The sequence below is a fragment of the Paenibacillus sp. 7541 genome (assembly GCF_002276395.1).
In the GTDB taxonomy this organism is placed as follows: domain Bacteria; phylum Bacillota; class Bacilli; order Paenibacillales; family Paenibacillaceae; genus Paenibacillus_AQ; species Paenibacillus_AQ campinasensis.
In genome coordinates this window covers 94445-110296 of sequence record NZ_NQLZ01000015.1, presented here as the reverse complement: position 1 = coordinate 110296, position 15852 = coordinate 94445, and the positions used below count along the sequence as shown (strand labels likewise).

The following is a 15852-nucleotide window of genomic DNA, read 5'->3' as shown; positions in this document are numbered from 1 at the left end:
ATGAAATAACAAACAAGCGCCACCTCGAAGAGATGGCGCTATTCGTTATTTGGTATCATTTCAGCAGCAAATATGCGTAATGAAAGTTCTGATAATAAACACAGAAACATGAGATCGACTAGATAACCAATGAATCGCAGACCGAGCACCATCACTTCGATGTGTCCGTCCTATAATTTTACGCAAACCGCGTGCTAGTCATCATCCGATTTCCGCGTCCCATCACCCTTTCACGACACTTTATGCTCGATTCTCAGCTTGTCTGCCACCATCGCGATGAACTCGCTGTTGGTTGGCTTGGATTTGCTGATGTTGATGGTGTAGCCGAACAGATGGCTGATTGAGTCGATATTGCCGCGTGTCCAGGCCACCTCGATCGCATGTCGGATCGCACGCTCTACGCGAGACGGAGTTGTTTTGAATTTCTCGGCAATGGCCGGATACAGTGTTTTGGTGATGGCGCCCAAAATTTCAATGTTGTTGTACACCATCGTGATCGCTTCGCGCAAATACTGATATCCTTTAATATGCGCAGGCACACCGATTTCATGTATGATCGATGTAATGTTGGCATCCAGATTTTTGCCTTTGCCCATCGGTACCACATTGGATTTGTTCGCCGAGGTGAACGGCGTGCTGGAGGACAGACCGCTCGGAGCGCCCACCAGCTGGCGAATACGGCTTGCGAGCACTTCCATGTCAAACGGCTTCAGGATGTAATAGGAAGCGCCGAGCTGAACCGCACGCTGCGTAATATTTTCCTGACCAAATGCCGTTAACATAATGACTTTAGGCTGAGGAGACAAGTTCATATCGCGAAGGCGTTCAAGCACACCGAGACCGTCCAGATGAGGCATGATAATATCAAGGATCAACACATCCGGAACCTTACCGGCTTCCTCGATCATATTCAATACTTCCTCGCCGTTGTAGGCAATACCAGATACAACCATATCGGGCTGATCCGAAATGTATTCGCCAAGCAAATTCGTGAATTCACGGTTGTCGTCTGCTAATAAAACTTCAATTTTTTGCAATTCTTGCTCCTCCTTTATCTGATCAGTAGTCATTTTGATTTTCTTTTCTTGTATTTTAAACTTTCGACAGCCACATTTAAATTCCTTCTGTCGAAAATTATTTTTCTTTATTTTTTTTTAATCTTGATTTATAATTTATTATTTGCGTCAAATTAGGATCATTTTCGTCTTTTTACGACAAAAAAAATCTCAAGGCATTAACCTGCCTCAAGATTTTGGTGAACTGATGTTTCGCGAGACGGAAGGACGCCGGAGTCCTGCAGCATCCATTCGATAAAGCATCCATACCCCGATTTCGGATCGTTGACAAACACATGGGTCACTGCTCCGATCAGCTTGCCGTCCTGAACAATTGGACTGCCGCTCATCCCTTGCACGATTCCGCCTGTCTTCTGTAACAGCTTCGGATCCGTAATTCGCAGTACAAGCCCTTTGGTTGCCGGGGCGTCCTGCTTGGATACATGAACAATCTCCACAGAGAAGCGCTCTACCTGCTCCCCTTCCACTACCGTCAAAATTTCGGCCGGTCCAGGCTTCACTTCATGGGCAAACGCAATCGGAATCGGCTCCTTATACACGCCTTGCGCCGGTTTTTCATCCATTTTGCCGAAGATGCCAAACTGGGTGTTTCGTTCAACATTGCCAAGCACTTTTCCATCCTTAGCAAAGGAAGCCCGCTTCTCCCCAGGATCACCCTCCTCGCTCTTGGAGATGGAGGTGACGTTCGACTGAACAATATTTCCGCTGCCTACCTCAATGCGGGTCTGGGTGTTCATGTCTGTGATCACATGCCCAAGCGCACCGTAAACCTTGTGCTCTGGATCATAAAAGGTCAGCGTCCCTACACCAGCGGCTGAATCGCGGATGTACAGACCAAGTCTCCACGATTTGTCCTCTTCATCAAAGGCCGGGTTCAGCTTTGTCTTCATGACTTTCCCGCTGCGTTTAAATGTAATATCAAGAGGCCGTTTGTTTTTACCTGCTTTCTCCACAATGTCGGCGACCTTGGTTACATCATTCAGCGGCTTCCCATCCATATGGGTCAGAAGATCGCCCAGCTTTAATCCGGCTGACTCCCCGGGTGATACCCTTGCGCCATTCTCGGCATGAACCAGATGATGTCCGACAACAATAATACCGGATGATTTGACTTTGACGCCAATGGTCTGTCCCCCAGGAATGACCTTCAGTTCAGGCACTACATCCACGTGAACAGTTTTGACAGGGATCTTGCCAAATAATTTCAGGGTGACCGCAGCTCTGCCGATCTGCTGGGGCTGCAGGTGAAGCGGTTGTTTTGATGCAAGGAGAGATGTCTTGCCGGAACCATTCAGCTGCAGGATATCCGGCCTGTCGACCGAGGCAAGTGCCTGCACCGGCATATCCACATCCAGATGGGCCTGCTGGCCGGTAAACAGTCTCACTTCATCGGGCAAAGAAACAAAAGATTGGACAGGCTCGGCAGTGCCAAGGAAACAGAGAAGGAAAGCAAGAAGGAAACCGAGCAGTTTTTTCCTGATGTTAGGCTTCAATGGCTGTCACGCTCCCTTTTTCTTCTTTCGCTTGACGAAAAGGTGGTCGCCAATTGCGTACCTTTAAGTTACCCTGCCCCTAAGCTTTTATAACTGTTAATCATTGACCCGAAGCCGTTCTGGAAGCCTTTTGCGCTGCCGCCAGATTGAGCATTTCCTGGGCATGATGAAGTGTCTTCTCCGTGATTTCCACGCCTCCAAGCATACGGGCAAGTTCGGTCACTCTTCCCTGATCGCTCAAGTGCTCGACCTGGGTTCGCGTTCGGGATTGCTCCAGCTTCTTCTCAATTAAATACTGATGATCCGCCATACACGCCACCTGTGGAAGGTGAGTGATGGAGAACACCTGGCATGTCTTGGCCAGCACAAACAGCTTCTCCGCAATCGACTGCGCCGCTCTGCCGCTCACACCGGTGTCCACCTCATCAAAGATAAGGACCGGAATCTGATCATGTCGAGCAAAAATGCTCTTCATCGCCAGCATTATACGCGACATTTCCCCGCCGGAAGCAATTTTCGCGAGTGGACGGAGCGGCTCGCCAGGGTTGGCTGAAATCAAAAACTCAGCGTTATCCATTCCCTGACGCGTCAGGCGGATGCGCTGTCCTTCGTATTCATAGCCGTTCGCATCTTGAACCAGTTCGAGCCGCACATCAAATGAAGTCCGTTCCATCTGCAGATCCTTCAGCTCCCGCTCAACCGCTCGGGCCAGCTTTCTCGCGCTTTCCCTCCGAGCCGTGCTGAGCTCTCTGGCAGCCTGCAGCAGTACGCTCAGCAGCTCATCCCGCCGCTTCTCAAGACCCTGCAGCACCTCATCCTTGTTTTCCAGAAGCTCGGTCTCCTGTTGAATTCTACCGTAGTATTCCAGAATCTGCTCCACATTATCCCCATATTTTCGCCGCAAACCGGTAATCATATCAAGGCGATGTTCTATCTCATCCAGCCGTTCCGGATTGAATTCAATGTCATCCCGATAGTCGCGCAGCTGAAACACCGCATCCTCGAGCTGATAATAAGCAGATTGCAGCTGTTCAACAACCGGCTTGAGACCTTTCTCATCATAAGACACGACATCCTGCAGGCGGGTGATCGCCCTGCTGATCGTCTCCAGGCCCTGCGGGCCGTACAGCAGATCATACGAACCGGCTACAGCATCCATCATTTTCTCGCTATGGGACAGCTTCAGCCGCTCTTCCTGCAGCAGTTCATCCTCTCCGACCTTCAGCTTGGCGGCCGCAATCTCCTCCAGCTGAAAGCGATACATATCCAGCATTTGATACGCCTTCTGGCTCGTTTCCTGAAGCTCCTTCAGCTCCTTCTCCACTTTGCTGAATTCAGCGAACAGCGCTTGATACTTCCGTTTGGCAGGCCCGATCACCGCTTCCCCATACGTATCCAGCAAGGTCATATGCTGCTCCGGCCGAAGCAGGCTTTGGTGCTCATGCTGGCCGTGGATGTTAATCAGCTTCTCGCCCACCTCCCGCAGCATGCTCAGATTGACCATTTGACCATTGATCCGAGAGGTGCTTTTCCCCTGGGAGGTCAGTTCCCTTCTGATGAGCAAATGCTCCGCCGGGTCCGCTTCAATGCCGAGCCGCCCGAGCGTATCCCAGACCGGATGAGCAGCAGGCAGGTCAAACAACGCCTCGATCTCCGCCTTCTCACTTCCGTAACGAATCAGATCCGCGGAACCTCGGCCTCCGGCAATCAGACCGAGCGCGTCGATGACAATCGATTTCCCCGCACCCGTCTCCCCTGTCAGCACATGAAATCCCGGATAAAAATGCACGTCCACCTCTTCCACAACGGCGAGATTGCGAATGGACAACGTAACCAGCATCGCTAACACCTCCAAATCGTAACTGCATCCATCAAGAAATATAGCTGTTAATTTGCTCGACTACCTGCTTCCCGTCTTCCTCAGACCGGCAGATGAGCAAAATGGTGTCATCTCCGCTGATCGTCCCCATCACATGAGACCATTCCATATTATCGAGCAGCACTGCAACGGAATTCGCCGTTCCCGGCAAACATTTCATCACAACCAAATTGCCGGTCCGATCGATAAATACAAAGCTGTCGACTAACGCCCGCCTCAGCTTTTGCACCGGATTGTACCGCTGATCTGTCGGCATGGAATATTTGTAACGCCCATCATCGGTCGGAACCTTGATCAGCAGCAGTTCCTTAATATCCCGCGACACCGTAGCCTGTGTCACCTGGAACCCTTCGGCCCGCAGCGCCTCCACCAATTCATCCTGGGTTTCAATATCCTGATGTGTAATAATGTCCCTGATCTTGATATGTCGTTGTCCTTTCATGTCCGAAAAATCCTCCTGTAAAAATAAACTTGGTCATCGTCAATCCTCATTGCCTGCCCATTCCTCATCTGACCACTCCATGTTCAGCCGATGGACGCTGTGCGCGTGGGTGTCCACATACAGCAACCCTTCACATTCCGGGTACAGGAGAAGGAACGGCATTAATCGGTCTCGAATCCCTGCCCCCGTCCAATCGACAGGCAGCCGTTCACGTGCCAGCTTGACCAAATACAGCTCTCCGTTCTCGCCGGAAGCGATATAATCGATAAACAGCCGACTGTGGATTGGACGCTCGTCCGTATCGAAGGTAAGATTTATTTTTACTTTTCCCCCTACGACTTCATATCCCTCTTGCTCCAGCAGTGCAATCGCTGGGTGATCTGGAATTCGCTCGTTGATCGGCACACCTGGCAAATGATCAGGCTCAGGCGACATCAGCCAGCGGTTCAGCTGATAGCCAATCAGCAGCAAGATGATGATGCCCAGCAATATCATTAACAACCAATCGTAACTTTCACTCATCCCCTCACCTCGACTTTTGTATTCGAGAATGGGAACATAAATTCCTCTTTTTCAGCAAAAGAAACCCATCATTTCGATGAGTTTCCTGTGAAAGTATGAGCTGCCTGCTGCACAACGGCTGCAATCCGTTCCGCTAAATCCGCCGGCGCTTGTCCGGATTCCTGAAGCGGTTCTTCCGTAACTTCAGGGCCCTCCGGCTCTAATCGCCAGTGGGCCAGGAATTCGATATTTCCTTCCCCTCCGGTAATCGGAGAGAAGGTTAAATGCTGCAGTGCAAAGCCGATCTGACTGGCAAAGGTCAGCACCTCGGTCAGCACTTCCTTATGCACCTTCGGATCGCGAACAACCCCGGATTTGCCAACCTTCTCGCGTCCCGCCTCGAATTGGGGCTTGATCAGCGCCACCACATCACCAGGCCTGCCGAGCAGCGCCTTCAGTGGCGGCAGAATAATCCGCAGCGAGATAAACGACACATCAATGCTCGCAAAGTCCGGTGCCGGCCCCTTCAGGTCCTCGGGTGTCATGTACCGGAAATTGGTCCGCTCCATGACACATACCCGCTCATCATTGCGCAGCGACCAGTCCAGTTGGTTGTACCCGACATCGATGGCATATACATATCCGGCGCCATGCTGCAGGGCGCAGTCGGTAAATCCACCGGTGGATGCGCCGATGTCCAGCATCGTCCGCCCGTCCATCGCAATGCCAAACTCCTTCAGCGCTTTCTCCAGCTTGAGCCCGCCCCGGCTGACATAAGGGTGCACCGCCCCTTTTACCCGCAGCTCTGTGTTTCTCGGCAGCTTGGTGCCCGCCTTTTCAATGCGTTCACTTCCCGCATAGACCAGCCCGGCCATAATCGCGGCCTTCGCTTTCTCCCTGCTATCGTAAAATCCTTGCTCCACAAGCAATATATCAATGCGTTCCTTTTGTGTTGAATCCATCTATATCTCCTAAACCGCCTAAGACATCAGGCTTCGCTTCCCCAAGGTAGATGCCCGCGAAGTCTTGAAGCTGCGAATTCTGTTACATACCTGCTCAAGCGTTAGCCCAACCTCTTCGCGCTGCTCCGGAATGCTGCCGTGCTCGATAAAGCGGTCTTCAATGCCCATAAGTGAAACAACGGTATCAAACAATTCCTGTTCCGCAAAAAACTCCAGCACCGCGCTTCCGAGACTGCCTGCCTGCGATGCTTCTTCCAGCACCAGCATCGAAGTGCCGCTAGCCGCCAGCTCCTTCAGCATCGTCTCATCCAGCGGCTTCAGGAACCGGGCGTTAACGACCTGCACCGATAGCCCTTCCCGCTTGAGAAGTTCAGCCGCCTCTTCCGCCAGCTGAACCATCGGCCCGACTGCCAGAATCGCGTAGCCTTCGCCAGCGCGAACCGTTTCCCATGAACCGATCGGAATCGGGACAAGCTCCTTGTCGAGCTCGACGCCGCGACCATGAATGCGCGGATAGCGGTAGGCGATCGGACCGTCATCGTAATCCAGCGCCGTCTTCATCATATGCCGCAGCTCATTCTCGTCCTTCGGCATCATCAGCACGATATTCGGAATATGACGCATGAAGGCGATATCGTATACGCCTTGGTGCGTCTCGCCATCCGCCCCGACAAATCCTGCCCGGTCAATCGCGAACATCACGTTGGCGTTATGACGGCAAATATCATGCACGATCTGATCGTAGGCACGCTGCATAAAGGTTGAATACACGGCAAACACCGGCTTCATTCCTTCCATGGCAAGCGCAGCGCAAAGCGTGGCCGCATGCTGCTCGGCAATGCCGACGTCGATCATCCGTTCCGGAAATGTCTTCCCGAACGGAATGAGCCCGGAACCGCCCGGCATCGCCGGTGTGACAGCGACAATGCGCTCGTCCTGCTCGCCCAGTTCGACCAGCGTTTGGCCGAAAATCTCGGTGTACATCGGATTTCCTACTGCCTTGAGCACCTTCCCGGACTCAATCTTATAAGGCGTAATGCCATGCCACTTGTGTGAATCGGACTCGGCCGGGCTGTAGCCCTTCCCTTTGGTGGTGACAACATGAACCAGCACAGGCCCCTCCACGTTGTCCGCCTGATTAAACGTATCAATCAGTTTGCCCACATCATGGCCATCGACTGGCCCCAGGTACGTGAACCCAAGCTCCTCGAACAATCGGCCCGGAACCATCGCAAATTTAAGGCTGTCTTTCATCTTCTCCGCCGTTTTGGCAAGCTTGCCGCCGATGGCCGGAATTTTCTTCAGCAGCATTTCAACTTCATCCTTGGCCCGCAAGTAGGTGCGGTCCGAACGGATCTTGCTTAAGTAATTATGCATCGCACCGACATTCGGCGCGATGGACATTTCGTTATCGTTAAGTACAACCATCAGCTTCTTCTTCTCATGGCCGATATGGTTCAGCGCCTCAAACGCCATGCCGCCCGTAAGCGCACCATCGCCGATGAGCGCGATGACCCGGTTGTCCTCACCTTTCAAATCCCTGGCCATCGCCATGCCCATCGCAGCAGACAGTGAGGTGCTGCTGTGGCCAGCTTCCCATACGTCATGCTCGCTTTCAGAGCGCTTCACGAAGCCGCAAAGGCCGTTCTTCTTGCGCAGCGTATCGAATTTGTCCATTCTTCCGGTCAAGATTTTGTGAACATAAGCCTGGTGCCCCACATCAAAAATCAACTTGTCCTGAGGGCTGTCGAAACAGTAATGCAAAGCCAGCGTGAGCTCAACTACTCCCAGATTCGGCGCGAGATGCCCTCCGGTCACTGACAGCTTCTCAATCAGGAACCGGCGGATTTCCCCAGCCAGATCATTCAATTGGTCTACAGTCAAATTCTTCAGTTGTTTCGGATGATTGATATTCGGAAGCAGCACGAGAATCCCCCCGCTTTCCTTCTAAATAAGTTTTCGAATTCAGATGCCATATGCTATCGTACCGCATTGCAAACACGGAATCGAATTTTGCAATATTGTAAAATCACATAAAGACATTATATCACAAAAAAACCGTTTGCATGTAAAGCGGCCTCAGTGATCGCGCGACATCAGAAAATCGGCGATTTCCAGCAATCTGTCCGGAGCCTCAAGTCCCGCTTCCTTAATCAGCGTCTTCGCTTCGTCTGTCAGCCGCCCCACTTCAAGCCTGGAAGCCTCGAGGCCGATAAAATAAGGATATGTAACCTTCTGCTGCTTCACATCACTCTGCGTGCTCTTCCCAAGCTTGGCTTCATCCCCAATCAGATCCAGAATGTCATCCTGGATCTGAAAGGCAAGACCGATTCGCTGACCGAATGCGCGCAGCGCTTCAATCTGGCGCTCCGAGCAGCCGGCCACTCTGCCTCCTGCGATGAGGGAGAACATGATCAGATCGCTCGTTTTGTGCAGATGAATGTATTCCAGTTCCTCCAGCTTCGTGATGCCTTGCTCCCCTTCCATATCGGCCACCTGCCCGCCGACCATGCCCCTTGGGCCTGCATACTCCGCCAGATCCTCCACGATGGACAGCACACGCTCTGCCGGAACCCCGAACTTCCTCGCACTCTGAACCACCATATAGAAAGCATGGGTCAGCAGCGCATCCCCTGCTAGAATGGCTGTCGCCTCCCCAAACACCTTGTGATTGGTCGGCTTGCCCCGCCGGAAATCATCATTATCCATCGCAGGAAGATCATCGTGGATGAGCGAGTAAGTGTGCACCATCTCCACAGCGCAAGCCACCGGAATCGCCGCTTCCGCACTGCCTCCTCCTGCTTCACAAGCAGCCACGACCAGAAGCGGCCGGAGACGCTTGCCGCCGGCCATCAAGGAGTATGTCATCGATTCGCGTAGAGAGTCCGGTACATCCCAGGCCCCGGGAAGGACATGCGTCAATTCGGTTGCAACCCGGTCTGAAATGCTGCTCATATATTGGTTAAAGAACGGTCTGCCGTTATTCACCAAGATCACCTGTCTCATCGAGAGCCCCTTTAAACGGCTTGCGTTTCAGCTCCCCGCCTTCCTCAATGATCATCTCAATTTTGTGCTCGACCTGCTCCAGCTTCTGACTGCACATCTGGGACAGCTTCATTCCCTTCTGGAACAAATCGATCGCCTTCTCCAGAGGAACATCACCGTCTTCAAGCTGTTCAACGATCTCCTCCAGCTGCATCATCGCCTCTTCAAAGCTTACTTCCTTCTCACTTGTCACGACTGTTCTCCTCCTTCATTCCCCACACCTGACACTGAAGCCGGCCGTCGCTGACCCGGACATGAACCAGATCGCCGAGCTGCACGTCGTCCAGCGATTTCACGAGATGCTTCTCTTGTTCATCGTATACGAGACTGTAACCTCTGGACATAATTTTCAGCGGACTCAGCGCATCCAGATGCCGGATTTCAGATTGCAGTTTGGATGTCTTCTCTTTCATCATGGACTGCATCGCCGAGACCAGCTGCCGCGTGGACGCTTCCCTGCGCTGCGCCGCCGTCTCCAGCTGGGTCCGGGGATTAAACCGGATCAGTCCCTGCTTCAGGGACAGCTGGCGCTGGCGCTGCAGCGACATCTTCGATTTCATCGTTCGCTGGAGCCGCAGGCTGAGCATGTCCAGCCGTTCGGCATGCTGAAGCATGTAGCGGCGCGGATAGACAAGCACCGGCGATCGCTGCAGCGCCGCCAGCCGCTCCTTGCTCGTCTTCAGCCGCTGCTGCAGAGCTTGTCCGAGCTGGCGCTGCCTTTGCCTCAGCCGGGCCGCCAGCTCGGCGCTGCTCGGCACAGCCAGTTCGGCGGCTGCGGTAGGCGTCGCCGCGCGCAGATCGGCCACAAAGTCTGCAATCGTAAAGTCGGTCTCATGCCCGACCGCCGAAATGACGGGAATCTCGGATTCGGATATGGCCCGCGCGACGATTTCCTCATTGAAAGCCCATAATTCCTCCAGCGAGCCGCCGCCTCTGCCGACGATCAGCACGTCCGCTTCACCGATCTCATTCATTGTCCGGATCGCCTGGACGATGGAAGGGGCTGCGCCTTTTCCTTGTACCAGCACAGGATAGAGCACGGCTCGCGCCTGCGGGTACCGGCGCCGAATCGTAATCATTATATCCCGCACGGCAGCCCCGGTCGGAGAGGTGATCACCCCGATGGTCTCCGGGAATTTCCGGAGCGGTCGCTTGCGCTCGGCAGCGAACAGTCCCTCTTCCTCCAGCTTCTGCTTCAGCTGTTCATACGCCAGATAGAGGCTGCCGATTCCGTCAGGCTGCATCTGGACCGCATAGAACTGATATTGCCCGTCCCGTTCATAGACCGATACGTTGCCGCGCGCAATGACGCGCGCGCCTTCCTTCGGAATGAACGGCAGCCGCCGGTTGTGGGTAGCGAACATAATCGCGCGAATCCGGCTGCCCTCATCCTTCAGCGTAAAGTACATATGGCCGCTGGAATGATGGGTGAAATTCGAAATCTCCCCGCGAATCCATACGTCCGACAGTACCGCATCGCCTTCCATTTTCATGCGGATATAGCGATTCAAATCTTTGACTGTCAGTATTCGGGATTGATCCATAGAGCTCATCTTAAACCAGCCCGTTCAATTTTTTGGCTGCAATCAAAGTGTTCTGCATCAGCATCGTAATGGTCATCGGACCTACGCCGCCAGGCACCGGCGTAATCGGACCGGATACCTCCTTCACGCTCTCAAAGTCAACGTCTCCGGCCAGCTTGCCGTTCTCAAGACGATTCATGCCGACATCAATGACAACGGCTCCCGGCTTGACATAGCTGGCGTCGATCATATTCGCTCGGCCGACAGCCACCACAAGAATATCCGCCTGACGCGTCAATTCAGCCATATTGGCGGTGCGGGAGTGGCACATGGTCACGGTCGCATTCTCCCGCTGGAGAAGCAGCGATACCGGTTTGCCCACGATATTCGATCTGCCGATGACAACCGCATGCTTGCCGGAAATTTCAATTCCGGTGCGTTTGATCAGCTCAATCACACCAGCCGGCGTGCACGGCAGAAGGCTGTCGTCGCCGATCACGAGATTGCCGACGTTCACCGGATGGAAGCCGTCCACGTCCTTTTCCACCGCAATCGCGTCGATAACGGACTTCTCATGAATATGCTTCGGCAGCGGCAGCTGAACCAGAATGCCGTGAATGGAAGACTGCTTGTTCAGCTTGTCCACCAGGGCAAGCACGGTTTCCTGGGTGGAATCTGCCGAGAGGCGATGGACTTCCGAATAGAACCCGAGGTCATGACATGCTTTTTCCTTATTGCGTACGTATACATGGGAAGCCGGATCATCGCCGACAAGAATCACCGCCAAGCCCGGGCGAACCCCCTGCTTGGACAATTCCTGAACCTCTAGAGCAATGCCCTCCCGAATTTCCTGGGAAACCTGTTTACCGCTAATAATCGTTGCTGCTGTCATCCTAATCTCTCCTCCATTTCAAATAAATGAAACCGCTGATCCATAGTGATGCTATGCGTTTGACATTACAATTGCTGCAGCTTTTCCTTGACGCGATCCAGCTCCTGGATCATCCGGCCAAGCACCCCGTTCACGAATTTCCCCGAATCCTCTGTGCCAAAATGCTTGGACAGCTCAATCGCTTCGTTGACGGCCACCTTGCCAGGCACATCCTCGGCCTGGGTCAGCTCATAGACAGCCAGACGCAATATTTGGCGATCCACACGGGAAAGACGACTCACCTGCCAGCCTTTTAAATAATGAGCCAGCAGTTCATCGATGGCTTCCCTGGAATTCCATGTTCCGTTTACAAGCTGCAGCACATACTCCTTCAGCAGCACTTCATCACCGATGACCCGCTCGGTCTCATTTTCTTCGGCCGCCTCCGAGAGCAGCATCGTTACAGCCTCCATGCTGTCGACTTCGTTCATCTCCATCTGATAAAGGCTTTGAACGGCGATCTCTCTAGCTACACGTCTCTTCATCTTGTTCCTCCTGTGGACCTTGTAAAATCCAAATCCATTTTTCTGATTAGTATGATCAATTCCTTAAACTAAAAAAACCCGTAGACAGCCACTCCGCAAAAAAGGGCGAGCCTGCAGCCTGTCCCAGCATTTTTCGGAGAAAGCTATCACGGGTTCATTTAAACGGCCGCCAACGCTCCGACAGCCAGCGCCCCCATTCCTGCCAATGGAACAGGGAGCCTTGCTTCAGGTCCTTGCGTTTCCCAAACACATAGCCGATAAAAACCACTAATGCAAAGAACAGCATATCCCAAAAACCGGATATTAAGTAAATCAGTCCGCAAACAATGCCTCCGGTAACACCGACAATCCGTCCTCTGTGACTTTCCCATATCTCTTTCCAAGGCATCGGGAAGTTCACCTCTATTCCACACGACTCTTGAAGCTTGGCGCCTGTACCACATTCGCAATATACACGGATACAGAGGCCACTGGAATTCCTGTCGTATCCTCAACAAAATCATGCACCTGCTTCTGAACCTCGGTCGTCAGCTGAGGAATGGATTCCTCTCCGTCCACCACGGCACGAATCGCAATATCAAGTCCGGCCTGGGATACCTTGATCCGAGACTTCAGATCCTTGACACCGCGAACGCGGGAGGCTGCCTTCAGGCACAGATTCTCAATCGTCTCAACCGAGATCTGAATTTCACCGAAGTCGGTGCGCTGATCGATCGAATTCAGATTCGAGCGGTCACGCCGTACCGATATGTAGAAGAAACGGATGCTCATAAGAAGCAATATCCCGGCGATGATAATCCCGGTTAGAAACAGACGCTGTTCCTGAGCGGGAGTCACTTCATAAGGAACTGCCCCGCTCAGGAGGAGGATGGCAATAACGGATATTACACCAATGCTGATGCTGTAAATAAACAGCAGCAGTCTGTCCATGATTTTGGCCACGCAAGCACAGCCTCCTTAAAATTGGATTAAACCCTCGACATTGCTGTCGGGGGCTCTATGATCTCTATATTCTGCGTTTTATTTCACCCGCTGAACAAGGTCCAGATCCTCGGTTTTGTCTGCTGACTTCGCAAACTGTACATCGTGAATATGTACATTTACCTCCACGACGTTAAGCCCGGTCATATTCTCGATCGAGCGCTTCACATTGCGCTGGATCTCCCCAGCCACTTCAGGAAGGCGATGACCGTATTCGATAATAACGGATACGTCAACAGCCGCTTCGCGCTGGCCAACCTCAACCTTTACGCCCTTGGACAAATTCTTCCGGCCAAGCAGCTCGGCGATTCCGCCGGCAAACCCGCCGCTCATCCCTGCAACACCGGCAACCTCAACCGTTGCAAGTCCTGCAATGACCTCGATGACCTCCGGAGCAATTTGAATCTCACCGATATCCGTACGTTCAAATTCTGTTGGCAAAGATTCTACCATGATCTAAACACCCTTTCGTATAAGTTTGCGGATGCACCCGGACTGCTCAAGGCATGCGCCCTTATTACACATACTATACCATTTGGCCAAGTTTATGACAAACTTGGCCATATGGATCAAACTTCATTTTCTTCCAGGAATTTAATATCAAAATCACCTTTCAGGAAGGTCGGATGCTCCAGCAGCTTTTGATGGAACGGAATTGTAGTATAAATTCCTTCAATCTCAAATTCCATCAGCGCGCGTCTCATCTTCGCAATCGCCTCCTCGCGGGTCGGAGCCCATACGATCAGCTTCGCGATCATCGAATCATAATACGGACTGATGGTGTATCCAGGATAAGCCGCGCTGTCCACGCGAACACCCGGACCGCCTGGCGGCAGATAGAACTGAATCGTCCCCGGCGCAGGCATGAAGTCCTTGTCCGGGTTCTCCGCGTTGATGCGGCATTCAATCGACCAGCCGTTGATCTTGACATCCTCCTGCTTGAAGGAGAGCGGATTGCCTTCGGCAACCGAGATCATCTCCTGAATCAGGTCCACACCCGTGACCATTTCGGTTACCGGATGCTCAACCTGGATTCGCGTGTTCATTTCCATGAAGTAAAATTGACCGTCCGGACCGAGCAGAAATTCCAGCGTTCCGGCACCGGAATATTGAACGGCCTTGGCCGCGCGCACAGCAGCTTCCCCCATTCGGCTCCGGACTTCTTCCGTCAGAACCGGACAAGGCGCTTCCTCCACCAGCTTCTGGCGGCGGCGCTGCACCGAGCAGTCACGCTCGCCCAGATGCACCGCATTGCCGTGCTTGTCGGCAATAATCTGGATCTCCACATGCTTCATGCCCGTCAAGTATTTCTCCAGATATACGCCGGCATTGCCGAACGCCTTCTGCGCTTCCTGCTGAGCGGTTGTAATCTGCTTGATGAGCGCTTGCTCATCCTCTGCGATGCGAATGCCCTTGCCGCCGCCGCCGGCGGTCGCCTTAATGATGATCGGGTAGCCGATATCTCTGGCCAGCATCACCGCCTCGTCCAGATCCTCGACCAGACCGTCCGAGCCTGGAATGACCGGCACGCCGGCATCCTTCATCGTCTGTTTGGCGACAGCCTTGTCACCCATGCGGTTGATGGCATCGGCAGAGGGGCCGATAAAGGTGATGTTGCACGACTCGCAAATTTCCGCGAAGTCAGCGTTTTCAGCCAGGAACCCGTATCCGGGATGAATGGCGTCGCATTCCGTCAGCGTGGCTACGCTCATAATATTAGTAAAGTTCAGATAGCTGTCTTTGGATAAGGTAGGACCGATGCAATAAGCCTCATCAGCCAGTTTAACATGCAGTGAATCCCGATCCGGTTCCGAGTACACCGCAACGGTCGATATGCCAAGCTCACGGCAGGCCCGAATGATGCGGACAGCAATCTCCCCGCGGTTCGCAACCAGCACTTTTTGAAATGTCATGAAGTAACCTCCTTCGAACTCGTATGGCGTTCGTTCGTAAGCAATGTCCCGCGGATCAATCCGCTTTTACCAGGAACAGAGGCTGTCCGAACTCGACCAACTGGCCATTTTCCACAAGCACTTCAACGATCTGGCCTTTCACTTCGGCTTCCAGCTCGTTCATCAGCTTCATGGCCTCGATAATGCACACCGTTGTTTTCTCATCCACACGGTCGCCAGGGCTGACGAATGGACCCGCCTCTGGAGATGGGGAACGGTAGAAGGTTCCGACCATCGGAGACACAATCTTATGTAATGCGCTGTTGCTGTCCACGGCTGCAGCTTCCTGCGACGCCTGGGCTGGTGCCTGTCCGGTCTGAACGGTCTGCGGAGCCACAACTTGAGGCGCAGGTATAAACGTCTGAGGGGCTGCCTGCAGGCTGACCACCTCTTGGGTGCTAGGCTTTTTAATAGACAGGCGGGTGCCTTCGTTCTCAATCTCAAGCTCCTGAACAGAGGTTTCATCCACCAGTTTAATCAGTTCCTTAATTTCATCCAATTTAAACATTCTCGACGCTCACTCCTTCATATTCTGGAAAGCCCATCATAGGACAAGTCAGTCAATAGCTTAAAGTATTATAT

The 15852-nt window shown here is 52.9% G+C and carries 17 protein-coding genes; all 17 read right to left on the bottom strand.

The window, feature by feature from the left end; all coding sequences use genetic code 11:
• Positions 1 to 230 precede the first annotated feature (230 nt).
• Entirely contained in the window at positions 231 to 1037 is an 807-nt protein-coding gene (gene spo0A / locus CHH75_RS09630) for a sporulation transcription factor Spo0A (protein ID WP_095263433.1), read from the bottom strand.
• A gap of 197 nt (positions 1038 to 1234) precedes the next feature.
• Positions 1235 to 2569 carry a SpoIVB peptidase gene (gene spoIVB, locus CHH75_RS09625; RefSeq protein ID WP_095263418.1) on the bottom strand — a complete coding sequence of 445 codons (1335 nt, stop codon included), beginning with the start codon at positions 2567 to 2569 and terminating at the stop codon, positions 1235 to 1237.
• Positions 2570 to 2669: 100 nt separating this feature from the next.
• The gene (gene recN, locus CHH75_RS09620) at positions 2670 to 4409 is read right to left on the bottom strand and encodes a DNA repair protein RecN (RefSeq protein ID WP_095263417.1); all 1740 of its coding nucleotides are present in this window, start codon (positions 4407 to 4409) and stop codon (positions 2670 to 2672) included.
• 31 nt (positions 4410 to 4440) lie between these two features.
• Positions 4441 to 4890: a transcriptional regulator AhrC/ArgR gene (ahrC, locus tag CHH75_RS09615; RefSeq protein WP_095263416.1), complete on the bottom strand. Its 450-nt coding sequence runs from the start codon at positions 4888 to 4890 to the stop codon at positions 4441 to 4443.
• A gap of 39 nt (positions 4891 to 4929) precedes the next feature.
• Entirely contained in the window at positions 4930 to 5412 is a 483-nt protein-coding gene (locus CHH75_RS09610) for a hypothetical protein (RefSeq protein WP_095263415.1), read from the bottom strand.
• A 68-nt stretch (positions 5413 to 5480) separates the two neighbouring features.
• Entirely contained in the window at positions 5481 to 6353 is an 873-nt protein-coding gene (locus CHH75_RS09605; protein WP_095398042.1) for a TlyA family RNA methyltransferase, read from the bottom strand.
• An 18-nt stretch (positions 6354 to 6371) separates the two neighbouring features.
• Complete coding sequence (dxs, locus tag CHH75_RS09600; RefSeq protein ID WP_095263413.1) at positions 6372 to 8279, bottom strand: 1-deoxy-D-xylulose-5-phosphate synthase; 1908 nt, start codon at positions 8277 to 8279, stop codon at positions 6372 to 6374.
• 153 nt (positions 8280 to 8432) lie between these two features.
• Positions 8433 to 9359, bottom strand: a complete 927-nt coding sequence (locus CHH75_RS09595; RefSeq protein WP_176475515.1) for a polyprenyl synthetase family protein — start codon at positions 9357 to 9359, stop codon at positions 8433 to 8435.
• Positions 9334 to 9591: an exodeoxyribonuclease VII small subunit gene (gene xseB / locus CHH75_RS09590; protein ID WP_141235825.1), complete on the bottom strand. Its 258-nt coding sequence runs from the start codon at positions 9589 to 9591 to the stop codon at positions 9334 to 9336. The genes CHH75_RS09595 and xseB overlap by 26 nt, the downstream gene beginning before the upstream one ends.
• Complete coding sequence (gene xseA / locus CHH75_RS09585; protein WP_095398041.1) at positions 9581 to 10942, bottom strand: exodeoxyribonuclease VII large subunit; 1362 nt, start codon at positions 10940 to 10942, stop codon at positions 9581 to 9583. Before xseA ends, xseB begins: the two co-directional genes overlap by 11 nt.
• 10 nt (positions 10943 to 10952) lie before the next feature.
• Complete coding sequence (gene folD / locus CHH75_RS09580) at positions 10953 to 11813, bottom strand: bifunctional methylenetetrahydrofolate dehydrogenase/methenyltetrahydrofolate cyclohydrolase FolD (RefSeq protein ID WP_095398040.1); 861 nt, start codon at positions 11811 to 11813, stop codon at positions 10953 to 10955.
• A 65-nt stretch (positions 11814 to 11878) separates the two neighbouring features.
• Positions 11879 to 12337: a transcription antitermination factor NusB gene (gene nusB, locus CHH75_RS09575; RefSeq protein WP_095263410.1), complete on the bottom strand. Its 459-nt coding sequence runs from the start codon at positions 12335 to 12337 to the stop codon at positions 11879 to 11881.
• Between the two features lie 154 nt (positions 12338 to 12491).
• Positions 12492 to 12725: a DUF2273 domain-containing protein gene (locus CHH75_RS09570; RefSeq protein WP_095263409.1), complete on the bottom strand. Its 234-nt coding sequence runs from the start codon at positions 12723 to 12725 to the stop codon at positions 12492 to 12494.
• A gap of 14 nt (positions 12726 to 12739) precedes the next feature.
• On the bottom strand, positions 12740 to 13279 hold the full coding sequence (gene amaP, locus CHH75_RS09565; RefSeq protein WP_095398039.1) for an alkaline shock response membrane anchor protein AmaP: 540 nt from the start codon (positions 13277 to 13279) through the stop codon (positions 12740 to 12742).
• Positions 13280 to 13357: 78 nt separating this feature from the next.
• On the bottom strand, positions 13358 to 13771 hold the full coding sequence (locus CHH75_RS09560) for an Asp23/Gls24 family envelope stress response protein (protein ID WP_095263407.1): 414 nt from the start codon (positions 13769 to 13771) through the stop codon (positions 13358 to 13360).
• A 116-nt stretch (positions 13772 to 13887) separates the two neighbouring features.
• Positions 13888 to 15231, bottom strand: a complete 1344-nt coding sequence (gene accC / locus CHH75_RS09555) for an acetyl-CoA carboxylase biotin carboxylase subunit (protein ID WP_095263406.1) — start codon at positions 15229 to 15231, stop codon at positions 13888 to 13890.
• Between the two features lie 55 nt (positions 15232 to 15286).
• Positions 15287 to 15778: an acetyl-CoA carboxylase biotin carboxyl carrier protein gene (gene accB, locus CHH75_RS09550; RefSeq protein ID WP_095263405.1), complete on the bottom strand. Its 492-nt coding sequence runs from the start codon at positions 15776 to 15778 to the stop codon at positions 15287 to 15289.
• Positions 15779 to 15852 lie beyond the last annotated feature (74 nt).

Bases quoted from the DNA above. Each gene is read 5' to 3' on its own strand.
- recN (WP_095263417.1), bottom strand. From the start codon at position 4,409: ATGCTGGTTACGTTGTCCATTCGCAATCTCGCCGTTGTGGAAGAGGTG.
- ahrC (WP_095263416.1), bottom strand. From the start codon at position 4,890: ATGAAAGGACAACGACATATCAAGATCAGGGACATTATTACACATCAG.
- CHH75_RS09610 (WP_095263415.1), bottom strand. From the start codon at position 5,412: ATGAGTGAAAGTTACGATTGGTTGTTAATGATATTGCTGGGCATCATC.
- CHH75_RS09605 (WP_095398042.1), bottom strand. From the start codon at position 6,353: ATGGATTCAACACAAAAGGAACGCATTGATATATTGCTTGTGGAGCAA.
- CHH75_RS09595 (WP_176475515.1), bottom strand. From the start codon at position 9,359: ATGAGACAGGTGATCTTGGTGAATAACGGCAGACCGTTCTTTAACCAA.
- xseA (WP_095398041.1), bottom strand. From the start codon at position 10,942: ATGGATCAATCCCGAATACTGACAGTCAAAGATTTGAATCGCTATATC.
- folD (WP_095398040.1), bottom strand. From the start codon at position 11,813: ATGACAGCAGCAACGATTATTAGCGGTAAACAGGTTTCCCAGGAAATT.
- nusB (WP_095263410.1), bottom strand. From the start codon at position 12,337: ATGAAGAGACGTGTAGCTAGAGAGATCGCCGTTCAAAGCCTTTATCAG.
- CHH75_RS09570 (WP_095263409.1), bottom strand. From the start codon at position 12,725: ATGCCTTGGAAAGAGATATGGGAAAGTCACAGAGGACGGATTGTCGGT.
- CHH75_RS09560 (WP_095263407.1), bottom strand. From the start codon at position 13,771: ATGGTAGAATCTTTGCCAACAGAATTTGAACGTACGGATATCGGTGAG.
- accC (WP_095263406.1), bottom strand. From the start codon at position 15,231: ATGACATTTCAAAAAGTGCTGGTTGCGAACCGCGGGGAGATTGCTGTC.
- accB (WP_095263405.1), bottom strand. From the start codon at position 15,778: ATGTTTAAATTGGATGAAATTAAGGAACTGATTAAACTGGTGGATGAA.